This window comes from Streptomyces sp. M-16 (assembly GCF_052114405.1).
Classification (GTDB): Bacteria; Actinomycetota; Actinomycetes; order Streptomycetales; family Streptomycetaceae; genus Streptomyces.
This window is the reverse complement of record NZ_JBFRER010000149.1, coordinates 1-17,527: the sequence shown is the minus strand read 5'-3', so window position 1 is coordinate 17,527 and position 17,527 is coordinate 1. Positions and strand designations below refer to the sequence as shown.

General features: G+C 74.2%; 19 protein-coding genes and 2 pseudogenes. 10 read left to right on the top strand and 11 right to left on the bottom strand.

Features of this window, described 5'->3' with window-relative positions:
• From AB4039_RS37880 to AB4039_RS37865, 4 genes and pseudogenes are all read right to left on the bottom strand, one after another.
• Positions 1-517, bottom strand: a pseudogene (locus AB4039_RS37880) (hypothetical protein); the annotation flags it as partial.
• Between the two features lie 102 nt (positions 518-619).
• Positions 620-811 carry a hypothetical protein gene (locus tag AB4039_RS37875; RefSeq protein ID WP_266843359.1) on the bottom strand — a complete coding sequence of 64 codons (192 nt, stop codon included), beginning with the start codon at positions 809-811 and terminating at the stop codon, positions 620-622.
• Positions 812-831: 20 nt separating this feature from the next.
• The gene (locus AB4039_RS37870) at positions 832-1,224 is read right to left on the bottom strand and encodes a hypothetical protein (RefSeq protein ID WP_266843358.1); all 393 of its coding nucleotides are present in this window, start codon (positions 1,222-1,224) and stop codon (positions 832-834) included.
• A 2-nt stretch (positions 1,225-1,226) separates the two neighbouring features.
• A pseudogene (locus AB4039_RS37865) lies at positions 1,227-1,964 on the bottom strand (peptidase); the annotation flags it as partial.
• 200 nt (positions 1,965-2,164) lie between these two features.
• On the opposite strand from AB4039_RS37865, the gene AB4039_RS37860 reads away from it, so the two are divergent.
• Together AB4039_RS37860 and AB4039_RS37855 are read left to right on the top strand one after the other, a co-directional pair.
• Positions 2,165-3,142, top strand: a complete 978-nt coding sequence (locus AB4039_RS37860; RefSeq protein ID WP_266844118.1) for a helix-turn-helix domain-containing protein — start codon at positions 2,165-2,167, stop codon at positions 3,140-3,142.
• Between the two features lie 24 nt (positions 3,143-3,166).
• A complete protein-coding gene (locus AB4039_RS37855) occupies positions 3,167-3,652 on the top strand; it encodes a DUF456 domain-containing protein (RefSeq protein ID WP_266843357.1) in 486 nt (161 codons plus the stop codon).
• On the opposite strand, the gene AB4039_RS37850 is transcribed toward AB4039_RS37855, so the two are convergent.
• The 5 genes from AB4039_RS37850 to AB4039_RS37830 form a co-directional block, all read right to left on the bottom strand.
• Entirely contained in the window at positions 3,649-4,188 is a 540-nt protein-coding gene (locus AB4039_RS37850) for a hypothetical protein (protein WP_442272887.1), read from the bottom strand. The two genes, AB4039_RS37855 and AB4039_RS37850, sit on opposite strands and share 4 nt — an antisense overlap.
• 154 nt (positions 4,189-4,342) lie before the next feature.
• Positions 4,343-5,443, bottom strand: coding sequence for a ribosome small subunit-dependent GTPase A (gene rsgA / locus AB4039_RS37845; protein ID WP_266843355.1), 1,101 nt, complete (start codon positions 5,441-5,443; stop codon positions 4,343-4,345).
• A 265-nt stretch (positions 5,444-5,708) separates the two neighbouring features.
• Positions 5,709-6,371: a response regulator transcription factor gene (locus AB4039_RS37840; protein ID WP_266843354.1), complete on the bottom strand. Its 663-nt coding sequence runs from the start codon at positions 6,369-6,371 to the stop codon at positions 5,709-5,711.
• A complete protein-coding gene (locus tag AB4039_RS37835; protein ID WP_442272886.1) occupies positions 6,368-7,459 on the bottom strand; it encodes a sensor histidine kinase in 1,092 nt (363 codons plus the stop codon). Before AB4039_RS37835 ends, AB4039_RS37840 begins: the two co-directional genes overlap by 4 nt.
• A gap of 71 nt (positions 7,460-7,530) precedes the next feature.
• Positions 7,531-7,995 carry a hypothetical protein gene (locus AB4039_RS37830; RefSeq protein ID WP_442272885.1) on the bottom strand — a complete coding sequence of 155 codons (465 nt, stop codon included), beginning with the start codon at positions 7,993-7,995 and terminating at the stop codon, positions 7,531-7,533.
• A gap of 218 nt (positions 7,996-8,213) precedes the next feature.
• Here AB4039_RS37830 and AB4039_RS37825 point away from each other — a divergent pair, with 218 nt between their 5' ends.
• On the top strand, positions 8,214-8,615 hold the full coding sequence (locus AB4039_RS37825) for a VOC family protein (protein WP_266843348.1): 402 nt from the start codon (positions 8,214-8,216) through the stop codon (positions 8,613-8,615).
• Here AB4039_RS37825 and AB4039_RS37820 read toward each other — a convergent pair.
• Entirely contained in the window at positions 8,546-9,280 is a 735-nt protein-coding gene (locus tag AB4039_RS37820) for a helix-turn-helix transcriptional regulator (protein WP_266843346.1), read from the bottom strand. The two genes, AB4039_RS37825 and AB4039_RS37820, sit on opposite strands and share 70 nt — an antisense overlap.
• 101 nt (positions 9,281-9,381) lie before the next feature.
• A complete protein-coding gene (locus tag AB4039_RS37815) occupies positions 9,382-10,497 on the bottom strand; it encodes a YihY/virulence factor BrkB family protein (protein WP_266843345.1) in 1,116 nt (371 codons plus the stop codon).
• Between the two features lie 17 nt (positions 10,498-10,514).
• On the opposite strand from AB4039_RS37815, the gene AB4039_RS37810 reads away from it, so the two are divergent.
• The 7 genes from AB4039_RS37810 to AB4039_RS37780 form a co-directional block, all read left to right on the top strand.
• Positions 10,515-12,158, top strand: a complete 1,644-nt coding sequence (locus tag AB4039_RS37810) for an acyl-CoA dehydrogenase family protein (RefSeq protein WP_266843343.1) — start codon at positions 10,515-10,517, stop codon at positions 12,156-12,158.
• A 386-nt stretch (positions 12,159-12,544) separates the two neighbouring features.
• Positions 12,545-13,837, top strand: coding sequence for a GAF domain-containing protein (locus AB4039_RS37805; protein ID WP_266844117.1), 1,293 nt, complete (start codon positions 12,545-12,547; stop codon positions 13,835-13,837).
• A 5-nt stretch (positions 13,838-13,842) separates the two neighbouring features.
• Positions 13,843-14,406: a GNAT family N-acetyltransferase gene (locus AB4039_RS37800; RefSeq protein ID WP_266843342.1), complete on the top strand. Its 564-nt coding sequence runs from the start codon at positions 13,843-13,845 to the stop codon at positions 14,404-14,406.
• 393 nt (positions 14,407-14,799) lie between these two features.
• The gene (locus AB4039_RS37795; RefSeq protein WP_312847410.1) at positions 14,800-14,883 is read left to right on the top strand and encodes a putative leader peptide; all 84 of its coding nucleotides are present in this window, start codon (positions 14,800-14,802) and stop codon (positions 14,881-14,883) included.
• A gap of 218 nt (positions 14,884-15,101) precedes the next feature.
• On the top strand, positions 15,102-16,808 hold the full coding sequence (locus AB4039_RS37790) for a nitrite/sulfite reductase (protein ID WP_266843341.1): 1,707 nt from the start codon (positions 15,102-15,104) through the stop codon (positions 16,806-16,808).
• Complete coding sequence (locus AB4039_RS37785) at positions 16,805-16,984, top strand: hypothetical protein (protein ID WP_266843340.1); 180 nt, start codon at positions 16,805-16,807, stop codon at positions 16,982-16,984. The genes AB4039_RS37790 and AB4039_RS37785 overlap by 4 nt, the downstream gene beginning before the upstream one ends.
• Positions 16,981-17,527, top strand: a 547-nt coding sequence (locus AB4039_RS37780; RefSeq protein WP_442272884.1) for a phosphoadenylyl-sulfate reductase, incomplete at its 3' end; no start/stop codon positions are given. The genes AB4039_RS37785 and AB4039_RS37780, both read left to right, overlap by 4 nt.

Here is a 17,527-nt window from a genome sequence, read left to right as displayed (position 1 = left end):
GAGCCGGGGACACGCCGGGCGGCGCCGGCGGCGGGTCACCCGGGGTGAACCCGCCGGCCCGCTCCGACCGGGGTGCCTCGGGCGACCCGGCGGAAACACCGGGCCCCGCGGGCGGCGGCTGCGGCGCACGCCGCACGGGCGGCACCTCACGGGCGGGCGGCCCCTCCGGAGCAGGGGGCACCGCCGGCGTCGGCGGCACGGCCGGGTCCGGCGGCACCACCGGGGCGGTCGGCACCGCCGGATCCGGCCGCGGGTCGTCACCGGCACGTCGGGGCGGCGGTCCCTCAGGGGACGGTCGTGTGGGCGGCACGGGGCCCGGCGGCACGGGGTGTCGCGACGGCTCGGGGCGGCCGTCCGGGGCCCGCCGCGCGGCGGGGACCTCCGGGGCCGGGCCGGTCATCAGGGTCGCCGCGGAGCGGAAGCGCTGGTCCAGGGTGTCCCCCGGGTCAGGTTCGGGCCCCGCGTCCGGGTCGTCGTAGAGCTTCTGCCACCAGTCCTCCGCGCCCTGCTGACTCATGCCCACATTGTCGGCCTCCCCGGGCCCCGAAAACCCCCGAACTCACGAAAAGGGTCCACCGGGCCGCCGCCCCGTGGACCCCTCCCGTACGACCCGTACGGACTAGCGGATCCGGTACGCCCGCTCGACCGTCTGGGTGACCGTGGCGCCCTTCGCGTCGGTCAGTTCGACCTTCAGCGAAACCGGCTTCCCGGAGGCCCCCGCGTGGTTCACGACGGCGGTCCACCGGCCGCCTTCGTGGCGCACCTGGGCCTGCGTCCAGTTCTCGCCGTCGTACGCGTACGACAGCTTCACCGCCGTCAGGGCCCCCGGCACTACCCGGCGTGCCCGGAGGCGCTGAGCCCGATGTGCTGTCCGTCGGCCGCGGCGACCGTCTTCAGGCCGTCCATCGGGGCGTCGTACCGCGGGAAGAGGACGGGCAGGCCCTGCGAGTACGCCGAGGGGTCGAGCTTCGAGGTGAAGCCCCAGGCGGTCCGCACGGCGGTGGACCGCTGCCAGGTGCGGGTGGGCGGACCGATCTTCTCGATGTTCTGGACCAGCTCGTAGCGGCCCTCCCCGGCCGGGACCTCGAACACCCCGAACGGGTATCCGCTCTCCCCGATGACCTCACCGTCCCGTGTGAGCCGGAGGCCGCCGATGTCGCCGAAGGAACCCGGCTGCGCGGAGTGCGTGCCGTCCCCCCACATGGCCGGGGCGAAACCGATCACGGCTCCAGGTCGGTGCCGGTGTCGAGGACGGCGACCCTGGTGCCGGCGCCGTCGAAGCCGGCCGCCCAGGCGGCGGGGGCGTTCACCTGCTTGGTGGAACGCTCCAGGCTGCCCCGTACCTTGCCGTCGAGCCACAGCTTCTTCAGCCCGCCCGCGGCGCGCGAACGGCTGCCCGCCGACACGTCGGCCCAGAACTCGGCGGCGTGCTCCTTGTCGGCCGCGAGGGCGACGGCGCCGATGGAGCCGAGGACCAGGGAACGGTCGGCGCCGCACGGGGCGGGCGGGGCGCTGCGGGCCACGTTCACGGAACCGTCGTAGACCGCGATCAGGGGGAGCTTCGCGGCGTGGGCGTCGTTGTAGCCCTGGCGGATGAGGCCGGTGACGTTGAAGAGCTGCGGGTCGACCGTGCCGGCGGCGAGCGCCCCGGTGGCGCCCTCGGGGTAGACGTAGAGGTCCCGGCCGGTCTGGCGGGTCTGGACGACGGGCTGGGTGCCGTTCGCGCGGGGCATCGCGGTGGCGGCGGTGCGGCCGGCGGCGTCGGTGGACACCAGGATCCGGTCGCCGGTGACGAGGGTGACGGTGACGGGCGCGGTCGGGCGTTCGCCGGCCGCGGCACTGCCGACGAGTGGTCTCCCGCCGGGCACCGCGTCGACCGGTCGTGCCGCGGACGGGCCGACGGCGGTGACGGCGAGGACGGCCGCTGTGGCCGCCCCGAGTGCCGTGCGCGATATCGGGCGCATCGCTCTCCCAAGACTAATTCCGGCCAATGGCGTGATTGCAGGGCATGACGGCCCTACAAGTGCCTTCCGGCCGGAGGTTGTTGGTGCTGCGGTGGCGTCACCCTGGCAGAGGGGCGGGAGGTGCGGAGATGATGTCCGCGGCGGGTTTGCGCCGTGGCCGCTTCCCGCCAGGAACGGCACTGACGATGGGGGTGGACGGGTTGCTGGGTGCTATAGGCCTGGACGAGGGCCAGGAGACGGCGTACCGCGCACTGGTGGCACTGGGGGCGGCGGAGGTCCCGGACCTCGCGCACCGGCTGACGCTGCCGGTGCCGCAGACCGAACGGGCGCTGCGGCACCTGGAACGGCACGGCCTCGCCGCGCAGTCGTCGGCCCGGCCGGGCCGCTGGGTCGCCGCCCCGCCCGGCGTCGCGCTCGGGGCCCTGCTCACCCAGCAGCGGCACGAACTGGAACGGGCGGAGCTGGCCGCGGCGCTGCTGGCGCAGGAGTACCGGGCGGAGGCGGCCGAACCGGCGGTGCACGACCTCGTGGAGGTGGTGACGGGGGCCAGCGCCGTGGCCCACCGCTTCCACCAGATCCAGCTCGGCGCCGTGTCGGAGGTCTGCGCGCTGGTCAGCGGCCGGCCCCAGGTGGTGACGGGCATGGAGAACGAGGCCGAGGAACGGGCGGCGGCCCGGGGCGTCGCGTACCGGGTGGTCATCGAGCGGGAGGTGCTCACCCTGCCGACCGGGATCCGCGAGGCCGGGACCGCCCTGGCCCGCGGGGAGCACATCCGGGTGACGACCGAGGTCCCGACGAAGCTGGTGATCGCCGACGGCACCCTGGCGATGGTGCCGCTGACCGCGCGGGGGGCGGAACCGGCGGCCCTGGTGGTGCACGCCTCCGGCCTCCTGGAGTCGCTGCGGGGCCTGTTCGAGGCGGTCTGGCGGGAATCCCGCCCGCTGCGCCTGGGCACCACGGGCTACGCGGAGGAGGGCGACGGCGGCCCGGACACCACCGACCTGGAGATCCTCTCGCTGCTCCTGGCGGGGATGACGGACGCCAGCGTGGCCAAGCACCTGGACCTGGGGCTGCGGACGGTGCAACGCCGGGTGAAGGGACTGATGGAGCTCTCCGGGGTCACGACGCGGCTCCAGCTCGGCTGGCAGGCGTACGAGCGGGGCTGGGTGGCCCGATAGCCCCCGGTCGGTCAGGCTGGGCAGATGGATCTGCCTCAGCTGCTCCTGGTGGGGCTGGTGCTGCTGCTCGGGGTGCTCGGGGTGATGGTCCCGGGTGTCCCGGGGACCTGGCTGGTCTGGGCGGGGGTGCTGTGGTGGGCGCTGCACGAACGGTCGGCCCCCGCGTGGACCCTGCTGGTCGCGGCGACCGCCCTGCTGCTGGTGGTGCAGGTGGTCAAGTGGCTCCTCCCGCCGCGCCGCCTGCGCGGCACCGCGGCGAGCCGCCGCACGGCGGTCTACGCGGGCGCGGGCGCGCTCCTGGGCTTCGTCCTGATCCCGGTGGTGGGGTCGGTCCCCGGCTTCGTGGGCGGCATCTACCTCTGCGAACGCCGCCGCCTGGGCACGCACGGGGAGGCCTGGTCATCGGTCCGGGCGGTGATGCGGGCCGTCGGCACGAGCGTGCTGGTGGAACTCGTCGCCTGCCTGTGCGTCGCGGCGGCGTGGCTGGGGGCGGTCCTGGCGGGGGCTTAGGCAGTGGCGGCCGTGCGGTTGAGGGAGCGCCAGATCTCCTGGGCCCAGGCCAGGTCGGCGGGGTACTCGTGGGTGCAGTAGATGCCGGCGGTACTGCCGGAGGGGTGCAGGGTGAACCCGTAGAAATCGTGGCGGGGCCGGCCGTTGTCCTGCGGGGTCGTCCAGAACGCGTACCGCAGGCCGCCGCCGGGCAGCTGCTCGCGCACCCGCTGGGCGGGCCGCGTGTCGGGGGCGCCCGACAGCAGGGCGGTGAGGAAGTCCGCCGGGGCGCGGCCCGGTACGTCGTCCGGCATCAGGTGGACGGCCACCGTGCGGTGGGGGCCGTCGAACCGGTCGGCGCCGTCGGCGCAGGACGCGGCGAGTCCGGCGGTGCGCAGCACCGACCAGTGGCCGCCGACGTCGGCGCGCACGTCGACGGGGAGCTGGTACGGGAAGCGGCTGAGGACCTCGTCCCGTCCCAGACCTCCGTCACCCCGCCGGCGGCCACCGGAGGTGGTGGCCGAAGTCGATGCGGCGCTCGTCGGGGAGCGCGTCACCGCAGCAGGAGCAGGCGGGAAGGTACGTGGTCACCCGTGCACCCTGTGGTCGGTGCCCGGACGCCGCCGGGCCGGGTCGGCCACCCGCCCCGCCCGGCCCCGGCCACCCCGACCCCGGGGGACCCCCGGGCCGGGGGTCCCCCGGAGGGGCCCGTCAGATCCGGCCGTTCCGCTTCGCGGAGTAGTTCGCGCGGCCCACCGCCGACTTCATGCGCCAGTCCCGGCGGAGCTCCGCCCGCAGCCGTGCGTCCGTCTTCGCGACGATCCGCTGGTTCTCCCGCATCAGCTTGCGGTAGCTCTCCAGCCGGCGTTCGGGCAGTTCGCCGGCCTCCACGGCCGCCAGCACCGCGCAGCCCGGCTCCGCCTCGTGGGCACAGTCGTGGAAGCGGCACCGGGCGGCGCACTCCTCGATCTCCGAGAAGACCTGCCCGACCCCCGCCTCCGCGTCGAACAGCCCGACGCCCCGCAGCCCGGGGGTGTCGATCAGGACTCCCCCGCCCGGCAGGGCGAGGAGGTTGCGCGTGGTGGTCGTGTGGCGGCCCTTGCCGTCGACCTCGCGGGTCTGCTGCACGTCCATGACGTCCGCGCCGAGCAGGGCGTTCGCCAGCGTGGACTTGCCGGCCCCGGAGACCCCGAGCAGCACGCTCGTGCCGCCGGCGGCGACGGCCGCGAGCACGTCCGTGCCCTCCCCGGTGTGGGAGGAGACGGTGAGCACCGGGACGCCGGGAGCGGTGGTCTCCACGTCCTGGACCAGGTAGCCGAGGGCGGTCGGGTCCGGGACGAGGTCGGCCTTGGTGAGGACGACCAGCGGCTGCGCCCCCGACTCCCACGCCAGCGCGAGGAACCGCTCGATGCGGCCGAGGTCGAGCTCTCCGGCGAGCGATACGGCGATGATCGCGTAGTCGACGTTCGCGGCGAGGATCTGCCCCTCCGAGCGCTGCGAGGAGGTGGACCGTACGAAGGCGGTCCGGCGCGGCAGGTACGCCTTGACGTAGCGCGGGTTCCCGGTCGCCTCGACGGCGGCCCAGTCACCGGTGCAGATGACGCGCATCGGGTCGTGCGGGGTGACGAAGGCCGTGTCGGCGCGGACGACGCCGTCCGCGGTCATGACGTCGCACTGCCCGCGGTCCACCCGGACGACACGGCCGGGCAGCAGGCCCTGGTCGGCGTACGGAGCGAACTCCGCGTCCCACGCGTCGTCCCAGCCGAAGGCGGTGAGGGCGTGCGGGAGGGAGGAAAGAGAAGAGAGAGACAAGGGGAACCCTTCACAGGGTGGCCCCGGCAGCGCGCGCCCGTGGGCGCGCGGAGAGGTGTGGGGTCAGCCGGAGGCCACGGAGGTGGCAACGATGATGAACTCCTGAATGCGGGCCGTGCCCGTCTCCGTGACAGTCATCAATGTCCTCACCTCCTGATTCCCCGTGCGGGAGCGGCACGTTGTCGCACTCCCTGACGTGCGAAACCATAGGGCACCCCGTACGGCACAGCCACCGATTTGTTTCGGCCGACCGCGGACGTGGTTTTCAGGCCAGCCCGTGCCGGTAGGCGTAGCGGACGGCCTGGGCGCGGTCCCGGACGCCCGTCTTGGCGAAGAGGTTGTTGATGTGGGTCTTGACGGTGGACTCCGAGATCGTCAGCCGGCGGGCGATCTCGGAGTTCGAGTGCCCCTCGGCGATCAGGGTGAGCACCTCCCCCTCGCGGGCGGTCAGGCCGTCGGGGAGGCCGGTGGGGCGGGAGCGCTGCGACGGGCCGGACACGGCGGCGGCGACGAGGCGTTCCTGCGCGGCCCGGCCGAGACCGGTGCCGCCCCCGCGGACGGCGGCCACCGCGCGGGCGATCTCCTCGGCGTCGGCGTCCTTGGTGAGGTAGCCGCGGGCCCCGGCCTTGAGGGCGTCCATGATGGACGCGTCGTCGCTGTAGGTGGTGAGGACGACGACGGCGGTGCCGGGGTGCCGTTCGGTGATCAGCCGGGTGGCCTCGACCCCGTCGACCCGGGGCATGCGCAGGTCCATCAGCACCACGTCGGGGGCGTGTTCGGCGACGAGGCGGACGGCCTCGGCGCCGTCCGCGGCGGAGGCGAGGACCTCGATGCCGGGCAGCAGGCCGAGCAGGAGCACCAGGCCCTCGCGTACGACGGTCTGGTCGTCCACCACCAGGACGCGGGTCGGGGTGCTGTCGGCCGTCACGGTGACAGGGGTCCTTCCAGTCGGACGCGGAAGCCGGTGCCGTACGGCCCGGCGTCGAGGGTGGCGCCGATGAGTTCCGCCCGCTCCGCCATGCCCACCAGTCCGAATCCGCCCCCGGAGGAGCCGAGTCCGGGCACGGGGGCGGGCCCGGTGCTCCCGGAGTCGGTGACGCAGAGCTCGTAGCGGTCGCCGGGATAGGCGAGGGTGATGTCCACGTCGGCCCCGGGGGCGTGTCTGCCCGCGTTGGTCAGGGCCTCCTGCGCGGTGCGGATCACGGCGAGGGCCGCCTCGGCGGACAGCGGGCGCGGGCCCGCGGTGACGGTGAGGGCGCACGCCGAGCCCGTCGCGAGGCGGTACTCCTCGGCGAAGGCGGCCAGCGCCTCCCCGGGCGGCGGTACGTCGCCCCGCAGCGCGGCGACGGCCCGGCGGGTCTCCTCCAGGCCGCCCTTGGCCAGCGCCCGGGCCCGGTCGACGAGCGCGGCGGCGTCCTCGTAGCGTCCGGCGGCCAGGGTCAGGCGGGCGCTCTCCAGGTGGATGAGCTGGGCGGAGAGGGAGTGGGCGAGGATGTCGTGTACCTCGCGGGCCACGTGGGCGCGCTCGGCGAGGAGCGCGCGCTGGCGCTCGGATTCCGCGGCGGCCTTGCGGGAGCGGGCCGCGCGGACGAAGGCGTACATCCCGCAGAGGCCGACGAGGTTCCACAGTTCGGAGGTGTCCCGGCCGCGCAGGAGGGTGACGGCGAGGACGGCGGCCAGGCCGATGCCGAGCAGCAGCGCGCCGACGGCACCGCCGAGGCGGCCGGCGGCCAGGCCGCAGGAGACGAAGACGAGGACGACCCAGGGCGTGGCGGGCGCCAGCAGGCCGGTCGCGCAGGCGGCGGCGAGGCCCGCGCCCAGCGCCCAGGCGCCGGCCGGGGTGCCGTCCGCGATCGTGGCGCCCAGGAGGATCAGGACGAGCCCGGCGAGTCCGCAGGCGACGGCGGCGGTGCCGGGCGGCGGGAAGAGCAGGCCGTGCAGGAACCAGGCCAGGACCGCCACCAGGACGGCCACCCTGACCTGCGTGTTCGTGAGTACGGGCAGCCGGTGTGACATGTCCGCCCACTCTAGGCGGTCCCCTGCGGCTCCGGCCCGGACCGGGCCGGAGCGGCTCTGCCCGAACGGCCTCACGCCGCTGCGGGGATCCGGTGGGAACGGGCGGCCAGGGCCAGTCCCTGGGCGAGGACCCAGCCGGCCAGGGTCAGCAGCAGCGCCCCGGTGTGCGGGGTGATCCCCACGGCGTAGCCGAGCAGGGCGAGCGCGGCCCGGGTGGCGAGGGATGTCGCGAACAGGGCGAGGACCACTTTGTTGCCCTTGGCCCAGAGCTGCCCGTCGGGCTCCCGCCACACGGTCATGGCCCGGCCCATCAGGAGGCCGAGCCCGAAGGCCACGCCGGTCTCGGCGGTGAGCAGCACCAGGCTGAGGAGCGGGTGGGCGGGGGCGACGAGTCCGCCGCCGCTGACGCCGGCGAACACCAGGACGGCGGGCAGCACCCACAGACGGGCGCGGTCCTTCAGGGGCCGGCCGCCGAACCGGCGGGCCACCACGAAGACCACGACGAGGGCGATGAGCAGAACGCGTGCGATGTCCATGCCGTCCACGCTAGGAACGCGGGGGCCCGCCGTGATCGGCTCCGGGGTGGAACGCGGGTGGATCCGGGGTGGAGACGCCCTTCTCCACCCACGGGTGGAGAAGGGCGTAGTCGGCGCCCCCGAGGACTAGTCGGCGCCCCCGAGGACCGCCCGGCCCCTCCGGGAAGATGTCCGTTTCCTTCAAGACGCGGGCCCGTGGGCCTGCCTAGCCTGCCGCCATGACTCCACGACTCGACATGATCGGCCTGGTCGTCTCCGACATGGCCGCCTCGCTCGCCTTCTACCGCCGGCTCGGCCTGGACGTGCCCGCCGACGCCGACTCCCAGCCGCACGTCGAGGCCGCCCTGCCCGGGGGCCTGCGGATCGCCTGGGACACGGAGGACGTCGTGCGCTCCTTCGACCCCTCCTGGACCCCGCCCACCGGGGGCGTCCGCCGGGAACTGGCATTCCTGTGCGATTCCCCCGCAGAGGTGGACGCGCTGTACGCCGAGCTGACGGAGGCCGGTCATCCGGGGCACCTGAAGCCCTGGGACGCCTTCTGGGGCCAGCGCTACGCGGTCGTCCTCGACCCCGACGGCTGCGGGGTCTCGCTGTTCGCCCCCTCCGACGCCGCCCGGTAGGCCCCGAGGGTGGTCCCGGCCAGCGCCCGCACCTCGCGGGCCAGGTGCGCCTGGTCGGCGTACCCGGCGGAGTGGGCCACCTCGGCCTGGGGCAGCCCGCGCCGGCTCAGGGCCAGGGCCCGCTGGAGGCGCAGCACCCGCCCCAGCGTGCGGGGCCCGTAGCCGAAGGCGTCGAGGCAGCGCCGGCGCAGCTGGCGTTCGCCGAGGCCGACGTCGTCGGCGATGCCGGCCACCGGCCGGCCCGACCGCAGCCGGGCCGTCACCAGCGCGGGGAGCGGATCGGGCGGGCCCACGGCGCGGGCGCGGGCCAGCGCCAGTGCTTCGAGGCCCGCGCACGGGTCCTCGTGGGCGGCGATCCGTTCGGTGAGCCGGCGCACCTCGGCGGCGGGCCACAGGTCGGCCAGTTCCACCCGCCGGTCGCGCAGCCGGTGCGCGGGTACGCCGAGCAGCGCGGGCGCGGTGCCGGGGGCGAGCCGCAGCCCGGCGAAGGTCCGGCCGGGGACCTCCCCGGCGGGGTGCGGCCCGGTGTCGGGCCCGGCCACCAGCAGTCGGCCCCCGACCCACAGCAGGTCCATGCACCCGTCGGGCAGGACGACCCCGCCGGGCCCCCGGGCCCGCCAGACCACGGCTCCGGCGACGGCGGCCGACGGCGCTTCCTCGTACACGCCACCAGGCTATGCCGGGCCGTCCGGTCCCGGCGCCGCCCGGCCCGGCGACGTCCGGCCCCGGCGCCGCCCGGCCCGGCGACGTCCGGTCCCGGCGCGCGTCAGTGCTTGCGCAGCCGCGAGCCGTAGTCCTCGGGCGGCAGGAACCTCGACCAGCGCTCCGGGAACTCCGACGGCATCCCGGCGTCCTCGTCGTCCTCGGACTCCCCTTCGGCCAGGGCCCGCCAGGCGGCGGCCCGCGCCACCAGCTGGGCGGCCTCGGCCTCGCGGACGCGTTCGTTGGCCTCGCGCGCCGCGGCGGTGGCCACCGAGGGCCAGACCCGGTCGATGGCGGCGTTGACGGCCGCACCGACCAGCACGGCGAAGGCCGAGATGCCGATCCACAGCAGGATCGCGACGGGCGCGGCGAGGGAGCCGTAGATGGTGGGCCCCTCGACGGTGTTGGTGAGGTAGATCCGCAGCAGGAACGAGCCCAGGACCCACATCGCGAGGGCCACGAGCGCGCCCGGCACGTCCTCGATCCACGGCGAGCGCACGGGCACGGACACGTGGTACAGGGTGGTCAGGAAGGCGATCGAGAGCAGGGTGACCGTGGGCCAGTACAGGACCGCGATCACCTCCGTGCTCCAGGGCACCAGCCGGACCACCGCGTCGGGCCCGACGACCATCAGCGGCAGCACGATGGCGCCGATCAGCAGGGCGACGACGTAGAGGAGGAAGGCGAGCAGCCGGGTCTTGACGATGCCCCGCTGTCCGTCGAGCCCGTACATGACGGTGATGGTGTCGATGAAGACGTTGACGGCGCGCGAGCCGGACCACAGGGCGAAGGCGAAGCCGAGGGAGATCAGGTCGGGCCGGCCGCGGCTGGTGACGTCGTCGAGCATGGGTTTCGCGATGTCGTTGACGCCCCGGTCGGACAGGACGGTGCCGACCGCGCGCAGGATGTTCTCCTCGATGCTCTGCACGGACTGGGTGTCCGTCCAGCCGTCGACGTAGCCGAGGAGGCCGAGGAGGCCCAGGAAGAGCGGGGGGAGGGAGAGCAGGGTGAAGAAGGCCGCCTCGGCCGCGAGCCCCAGGATCCGGTACTCGATGCACGAGTTGACGGTGTCTTTGAGCAGCAGCCAGGCCATCTTTCGCTTGGAGACGTTGCGATAGAGGGCGCGGGCCCGATGGAGCCGTCCCGGGATCCGCTCGGTTGTTTCTTTTGCTGGCTGCACGTCCTTACGGTATCCGCATGGCAGCCACCACCCACACAGTCAGCAACCAGGCCCCGCCGCTCGTCGGATACGAGGCCTATCTGGGCGACCGGGCCCTCACCGAGGGCGTCGAGCGCCACCTCGCGGACGTGGACGCCGAACTCCGGGACGAGGTGCGCGAGGAGCTCACCTCGCTCGGCCGGGCGGCGGGTTCCGCGCAGGCCCAGGAATGGGGCCGGCAGGCGAACGGAAATCCGCCGGTGCTGCGTACGCACGACCGGTACGGGCACCGGATCGACGAGGTGGAGTTCCACCCCGCCTACCACCGCCTCCTCGGGCACGCGGTGGGCTCCGGGCTCACCGACGCCTGGGGCCGGCCCGCCGGGCACCTGCGGCGGGCGGCCGGGTTCTTCCTGTGGTCGCAGGCCGAGTCGGGGCACGGCTGCCCGGTGTCGATGACGCACGCGGCGGTGCCGGCGCTGCGGGCCGATCCGGAGCTGGCCGCGGAGTGGGAGCCGCGGCTGACCTCGCACGTCTACGAGGAGGGGTTGCGGCCCGCCGCACAGAAGGGCGGGGTGCTCTTCGGGATGGGGATGACGGAGAAGCAGGGCGGGAGCGACGTCCGGGCGAACACCACCGCGGCGGTGCCGCTGGACGCCTCCGGGGAGTACCTGCTGACGGGGCACAAGTGGTTCTGTTCGGCGCCGATGAGCGACGGTTTCCTGGTGCTGGCGCAGGCACCGGGCGGGCTGAGCTGCTTCCTGGTGCCGCGGGTGCTGCCGGACGGGACGCGGAACGCGTTCGCGATCCAGCGGCTGAAGGACAAGCTGGGCAACAAGTCGAACGCCTCGGGCGAGATCGAGTTCGACGGGACGTGGGCGCGGCTCGTGGGCGAGGAGGGCCGGGGGGTGCGGACCATCATCGAGATGGTCGCGGCGACCCGGCTGGACTGCGTGATCGGCTCGGCCTCGCTGATGCGGCAGGCCCTGACGCAGGCCGTCCACCATACGGAGCACCGCTCTGCTTTCGGAGCATCGCTCATCGACCAGCCGCTGATGCGCAACGTCCTCGCCGACCTCGCCCTGGAGTCGGAAGCGGCGACCGTCCTCACCCTGCGCCTCGCGGCCGCGTACGACGCCGGTACGGACCGGGAGCGGGCCTTCCTGCGCCTCGCGGTGCCGGCCGCCAAGTACTGGGTCACCAAGCGGTGCACGCCGATGGTCGCCGAGGCCCTGGAGTGTCTGGGCGGCAACGGCTACGTGGAGGAGTCCGTACTGCCCCGCCTGCTGCGCGAGTCCCCGGTCAACTCGATCTGGGAGGGGTCGGGCAACGTCCAGGCCCTGGACGTGCTGCGCGCGCTCCAGCGGGAGCCGCAGGCCCTGAACGCCTTCCTCCAGGAGGTCGGGCTGGCCCGGGGCGCCGACCACCGGCTCGACGCGGCGATCAGGAACCTGCTGACCGACCTGGCCGACCTCGACGGGATCCAGGCGCGGGCCCGCCGGGTGGTGGAGCGGATGGCCCTGGTGCTCCAGGGATCGCTGCTGGTGCGGTGGGCGCCGCCGGAGGTGGCCGACGCGTTCTGCGCTTCCCGGCTCGGCGGGGACCGGGGCGCGGCCTTCGGGACGCTGCCGCACACCCTGGACCTGGCATCGGTGGTGGCACGGGCGCGGATCACGGGCTGAAAGCGGTCCCCCTGGGCCGCCGTGGTCCCCAAACCACCACGGCCCGAACCGCTCAGCGCCGGGATCCGGGCCCGCCACGGTGGGACCGGGGGTGGCGCCGCGCCGACTCGGCACCACCCCGCGATCCGAGAAGCCCCGAGGAAGGAGCTGCCACGCCGCTCGGCGGCGTGCCGATAGTTTCGGTCGGGTGACCGGGGCTTGGCGAGGGTTGCATACCGTTGCAACCCTGCGACCCTTCGGTGGGGGAAGGTGCCCGCCGCACGTGCCCGGGGAACGGGCAGGGACGGGACCGCGGGCACGCCTGCGCAGTACGTCCTGTTCAGCACGGGGAGGATCCGGTGGCCCACACCTCAGGCGGCACGGTCGACGCGGCGCGCATCGCGGCCATGGACGCGCGGGAGGCGGCGCGTCTGCTCAAGGACGTGCGGGCCGCCGCGCTGGCCGGGGACCGCCCTCCGGCCGCGCCCCGCCCGGAGATCGCCGAGTCCTGGCGGCGCATGCTGGCCGGCGGGGTGCACCCCGACCGGGACGCCCGCTCGCGGCTGCTGTCCGCCGCCGAAACCGAGGAACGCCGGCAGGTCTCCCCGCTGCGGGAGATACTCCCGGTGCTGCGCGAGGGACTGCTGCCCGCCCTCGACGAGGCCCTGCACATCATGGTCGTCGCCGACGCCGACGGGCGGCTGCTGTGGCGGGAGGGACACAGCACGATCCTGCGCAAGGCGGACCGGCTGGGTTTCGCGGTGGGGGCCGACTGGGACGAGGCGGTGGTCGGCACCAACGGGGTGGGCACCGCGCTCGTGGCCCGGCGGCCCGTCCAGGTGTTCTCGGCCGAGCACTTCGTCTCCAGCCACCACGACTGGACCTGCGCGGGCGCACCCGTGCGCGACCCCAGGGACGGGCGGCTGCTGGGGGTGGTCGACGTCAGCGGGCCGCTCGCCACCATGCACCCGGCGACCCTGGCCTGGGTCACCTCCGTGGCCCGGCTCGCCGAGCACGAGCTGCGGGTGCGCCACCTGGAGTCCCTGGAGCGGCTGCGGTCGGTCGCCGCCCCGCTGCTGGCCCGGCTGGCCGGGCGGGCCGTGGCCGTGGACCCGCACGGCTGGACGGCCGCCGTGAGCGGGCTGGCCCCCGCCGACCGGATCCCGCTGCCCAAGGGGCTGGGGCCCGGGCGGCTGTGGATCCCGCAGCTCGGCGACTGCGTGGCGGAGCCGCTGCCCGGCGGCTGGCTGCTGCGGCTGGAGCAGCCCTGCGCGGCCGGGGCGGCGGTGAGCCGGGTCGTACTGGACCTGAGCCGGCCGCGCGCCTGGTCGGCGACCGTGTACGGGGCCGCGGGCAGCTGGTCCCAGGAGCTCACCCCGCGCCACGCGGAGCTGCTGTTCCTGCTGGCGCAGGCCCCGGGCGGGCGCACCGCCGCCGAGCTCGCCGCGGAACTCTTCGGGGACCCGACCCGTACGGTCACGGTCCGCGCCGAGCTGTCCCGGGTCCGCCGCCACCTCGCCGGGGTGCTGACCCACCGGCCGTACCGCTTCGCGCAGGACGTGGAGGTGGAGCTGATCCGCCCCGAGGACCCCGGCCTGCTGCTCCCCCACTCCACCGCCCCGGCGGTGATCCGGTCCCGCCGGGAGCACGGTGGGGGCCGGGGGACCCCCCGGCCGGGACCGGGGGGTGTGATTCCCTGAGGCGCATGAGCACCATCACTCTCACCACCTGGTCCCTCGAAATGACCTCGCCCGAGGATCTGGTCACCGCGGCCGTCCCCGGCCCCGAGATCCGCGTGGAGCGCGCGGAGGTCCCCTCGCCGGAGTTCAGCCGCTTCCTGTACGCCTCGGTGGGCGGGGACATCCACTGGACGGACCGGCTGTCGCTGACCCGCGCCCAGTGGGTGGAGCAGCTGGACCGGCCCGGCGTGGAGACCTGGGTGGCGTACGACCGGGGCACCCCGGCCGGGTACGTGGAGCTCGACCCGCAGCCCGACGGGGTGGTGGAGATCATGTACTTCGGACTGCTCCCGGACTTCCGGGGCCGCCGCATCGGCGGACACCTGCTGTCGCTCGGGGTCGCCCGCGCCTGGGACCTCGCGGACCGCTGGCCGGAGCGGGAGCCGACCCGGCGGGTATGGGTCCACACCTGCAGCCAGGACGGCCCGACGGCGATGGCCAACTACCAGCGCCGCGGCTTCAAGGTGTTCAGGACCGAGACCGAGGAGAAGCAGGAGACCGCGACCCCGGGCCCCTGGCCGGGCGCGTAGGTCCCGTCCGCGCACCGCACCCGCGCACCGCACGCACCACACCCGACGCACCGCACGCACCGCACCCGTACGCGGCACGCGCAGGCGCGCACCTCACGCCGCGCCCACCGGAGCCCGGGTCCCCGCCATGGGGACCCGGGCTCCGGCCGCATCCGGCCCCGCCCCCGGCCGAACCCCGCCCCGCGCCGCCCCGGGGTAGCGTGGAGACGATCCGAAGGCCGGATTCCGCCCCTCGTGGGGGCCGCCCGGTCGCCCCCCGGAACACCCGCTCCCACCTGCGCGAAAGTCCCCTCCGGGGTGACGCCGATCACGCGGTCCCAGGATTCGGGACGACTTCGTCCGGATCGTGGACACTAGTGGACTCCTCCAATCGGCGCATGACACGCTTCCGCCATGAATGGAGCTGGAATTGCCTTGGTGAGTCGGCGGCACGTCGACCTCGGCCGCATGTCCAGCGCCATCTGTCCGGCGCGCTGACGGAACCAGCCACCGCCGCACATCGCCGTAGTCCCCGCTGCCGCGGACACGTCGATCACCCGCAAGCCCCTTGAGGCCGAACACCGCCCACGCTCGCCGGCAAACCCGGCAAAAGGGCGGTAATCAGCCACACCTGCTCAGAGACTCCAGCGTGACAGGGGCGCGCCGCCGCTCCCCCCTGCCCCCGCCTTGAGCCGTTGAAGAAGGACGTACCCGTCATGGCCGCCACCCCCGAAACGCCCGCAGCCGCCCCCGCAGCCGCAGCGCGCCGCAAGACCGGCCGTCACCGCGGCGAGGGCCAGTGGGCCGTCGGACACCACACGCCCCTCAACGGCAACGAGCAGTTCAAGAAGGACGACGACGGTCTCAACGTGCGGACACGCATTGAGACGATCTACTCCAAGACGGGCTTCGACTCGATCGACCCCAACGACCTGCGCGGCCGCATGCGCTGGTGGGGCCTCTACACCCAGCGCAAGCCCGGGATCGACGGCGGCAAGACCGCGATCCTGGAGCCGGAGGAGCTGGACGACAAGTACTTCATGCTGCGCGTCCGCATCGACGGCGGCCGGCTGACCACCGAGCAGCTCCGCGTCATCGGCGAGATCTCCGAGGAGTTCGCGCGCGGCACCGCGGACCTCACGGACCGCCAGAACGTGCAGTACCACTGGATCCGGATCGAGGACGTCCCGGAGATCTGGCGCCGCCTGGAAGCCGTCGGCCTCTCGACCACCGAGGCCTGCGGTGACACGCCCCGCGTCATCCTCGGCTCGCCCGTCGCCGGCATCGCCCAGGACGAGATCATCGACGGCACCCCAGCCATCGAGGAGATCTACCGCCGCATCGTCGGCAACCCGGACTTCTCCAACCTGCCCCGCAAGTTCAAGTCCGCGGTCTCCGGCTCGCCGCTGCTCGACGTGGCGCACGAGATCAACGACATCGCCTTCGTCGGCGTGAACCACCCCGAGCACGGCCCCGGCTTCGACGTCTGGGTCGGCGGCGGCCTGTCCACCAACCCCAAGCTGGGCGTCCGCCTGGGCACCTGGGTCTCGCTCGACGAGGTCCCGGACGTCTACGAGGGCGTCATCTCGATCTTCCGCGACTACGGCTACCGGCGCCTGCGCACCCGCGCCCGCCTGAAGTTCCTCGTCGCCGACTGGGGCCCGGCCAAGTTCCGCCAGGTCCTGGAGGACGAGTACCTGAAGCGCAAGCTGACCGACGGCCCCGCGCCCGAGCAGCCCAGCGGCCAGTGGCGCGACCACGTCGGCGTCCACCAGCAGCAGGACGGCAGGTTCTACGTCGGCTTCGCCCCCCGCGTCGGCCGCGTGGACGGTGCCACCCTCACCAAGATCGCCGACGTCGCCGAGCAGCACGGCTCCGGCCGCCTGCGCACCACCGCCGAGCAGAAGATGATCGTGCTCGACATCGAGGCGGACCGGGTGGACTCGGTCGTCGAGGCGCTGGAGGCGCTGGACCTGCGGGTCAAGCCGTCCCCGTTCCGCCGCGGCACCATGGCGTGCACCGGCATCGAGTTCTGCAAGCTGGCCATCGTCGAGACCAAGGCGCGCGGCGCCTCGCTCATCGACGAACTGGAGCGCCGCCTGCCGGACTTCGCCGAGCCGCTCACCATCAACATCAACGGCTGCCCGAACGCCTGCGCCCGTATCCAGGTGGCGGACATCGGTCTCAAGGGCCAGCTGGTCCTGGACGAGGACGGCGCGCAGGTGGAGGGCTACCAGGTCCACCTGGGCGGCGCCCTCGGCCTGGAGGCCGGCTTCGGCCGCAAGGTCCGCGGCCTCAAGGTCACCTCGGCCGGGCTGCCGGACTACGTCGAGCGGGTCGTCACGCGCTTCCAGGAGCAGCGCGAGGACGGCGAGCGCTTCGCCGCCTGGGTGGGCCGCGCCGCCGACGAGGACCTCTCATGAGCGAGCGCGCCGCACCGTTCTACTGCCCCTACTGCGGCGACGAGGACCTGTTTCCCCACGAGACGGGCCACGGCGCCTGGGAATGCAGGGCCTGCAACCGAGCCTTCCAGCTGAAGTACCTCGGGCTGCTGGCCCGGGGTGTTCGGTCCAACACCGCTGGAGGGGACGAGATATGACCACTGTTCAAGACACCCGTCTCACGGAACTGAAGGAACTGGCCGAGCGGGCGGGCCGGGACCTGGAGGACGCCTCCGCACTGGAGATCCTCACCTGGGCCGCCGAGACCTTCGGCAAGAAGTTCTGCGTGACCTCCTCGATGGAGGACGCGGTGGTCGCCCACCTCGCCTCCCGGGCCTTCCCCGGCGTGGACGTGGTGTTCCTGGACACGGGTTACCACTTCGAGGAGACCATCGGCACCCGTGACGCGGTCGAGGCCGTGATGGACGTGAACGTCATCACCCTCACCCCGCGTCAGTCGGTCGCCGAACAGGACGCGGAGTACGGGCCGAAGCTCCACGACCGCGATCCGGACCTGTGCTGCGCGCTGCGCAAGGTCAAGCCGCTGGAAGAGGGCCTGACCGCGTACGAGGCGTGGGCGACGGGGCTGCGCCGTGACGAGTCCCCGACCCGGGCGAACACGCCGGTGGTGGGCTGGGACGAGAAGCGGCGGAAGGTGAAGGTCTCGCCGATCGCCCGCTGGACCCAGGACGACGTGGACG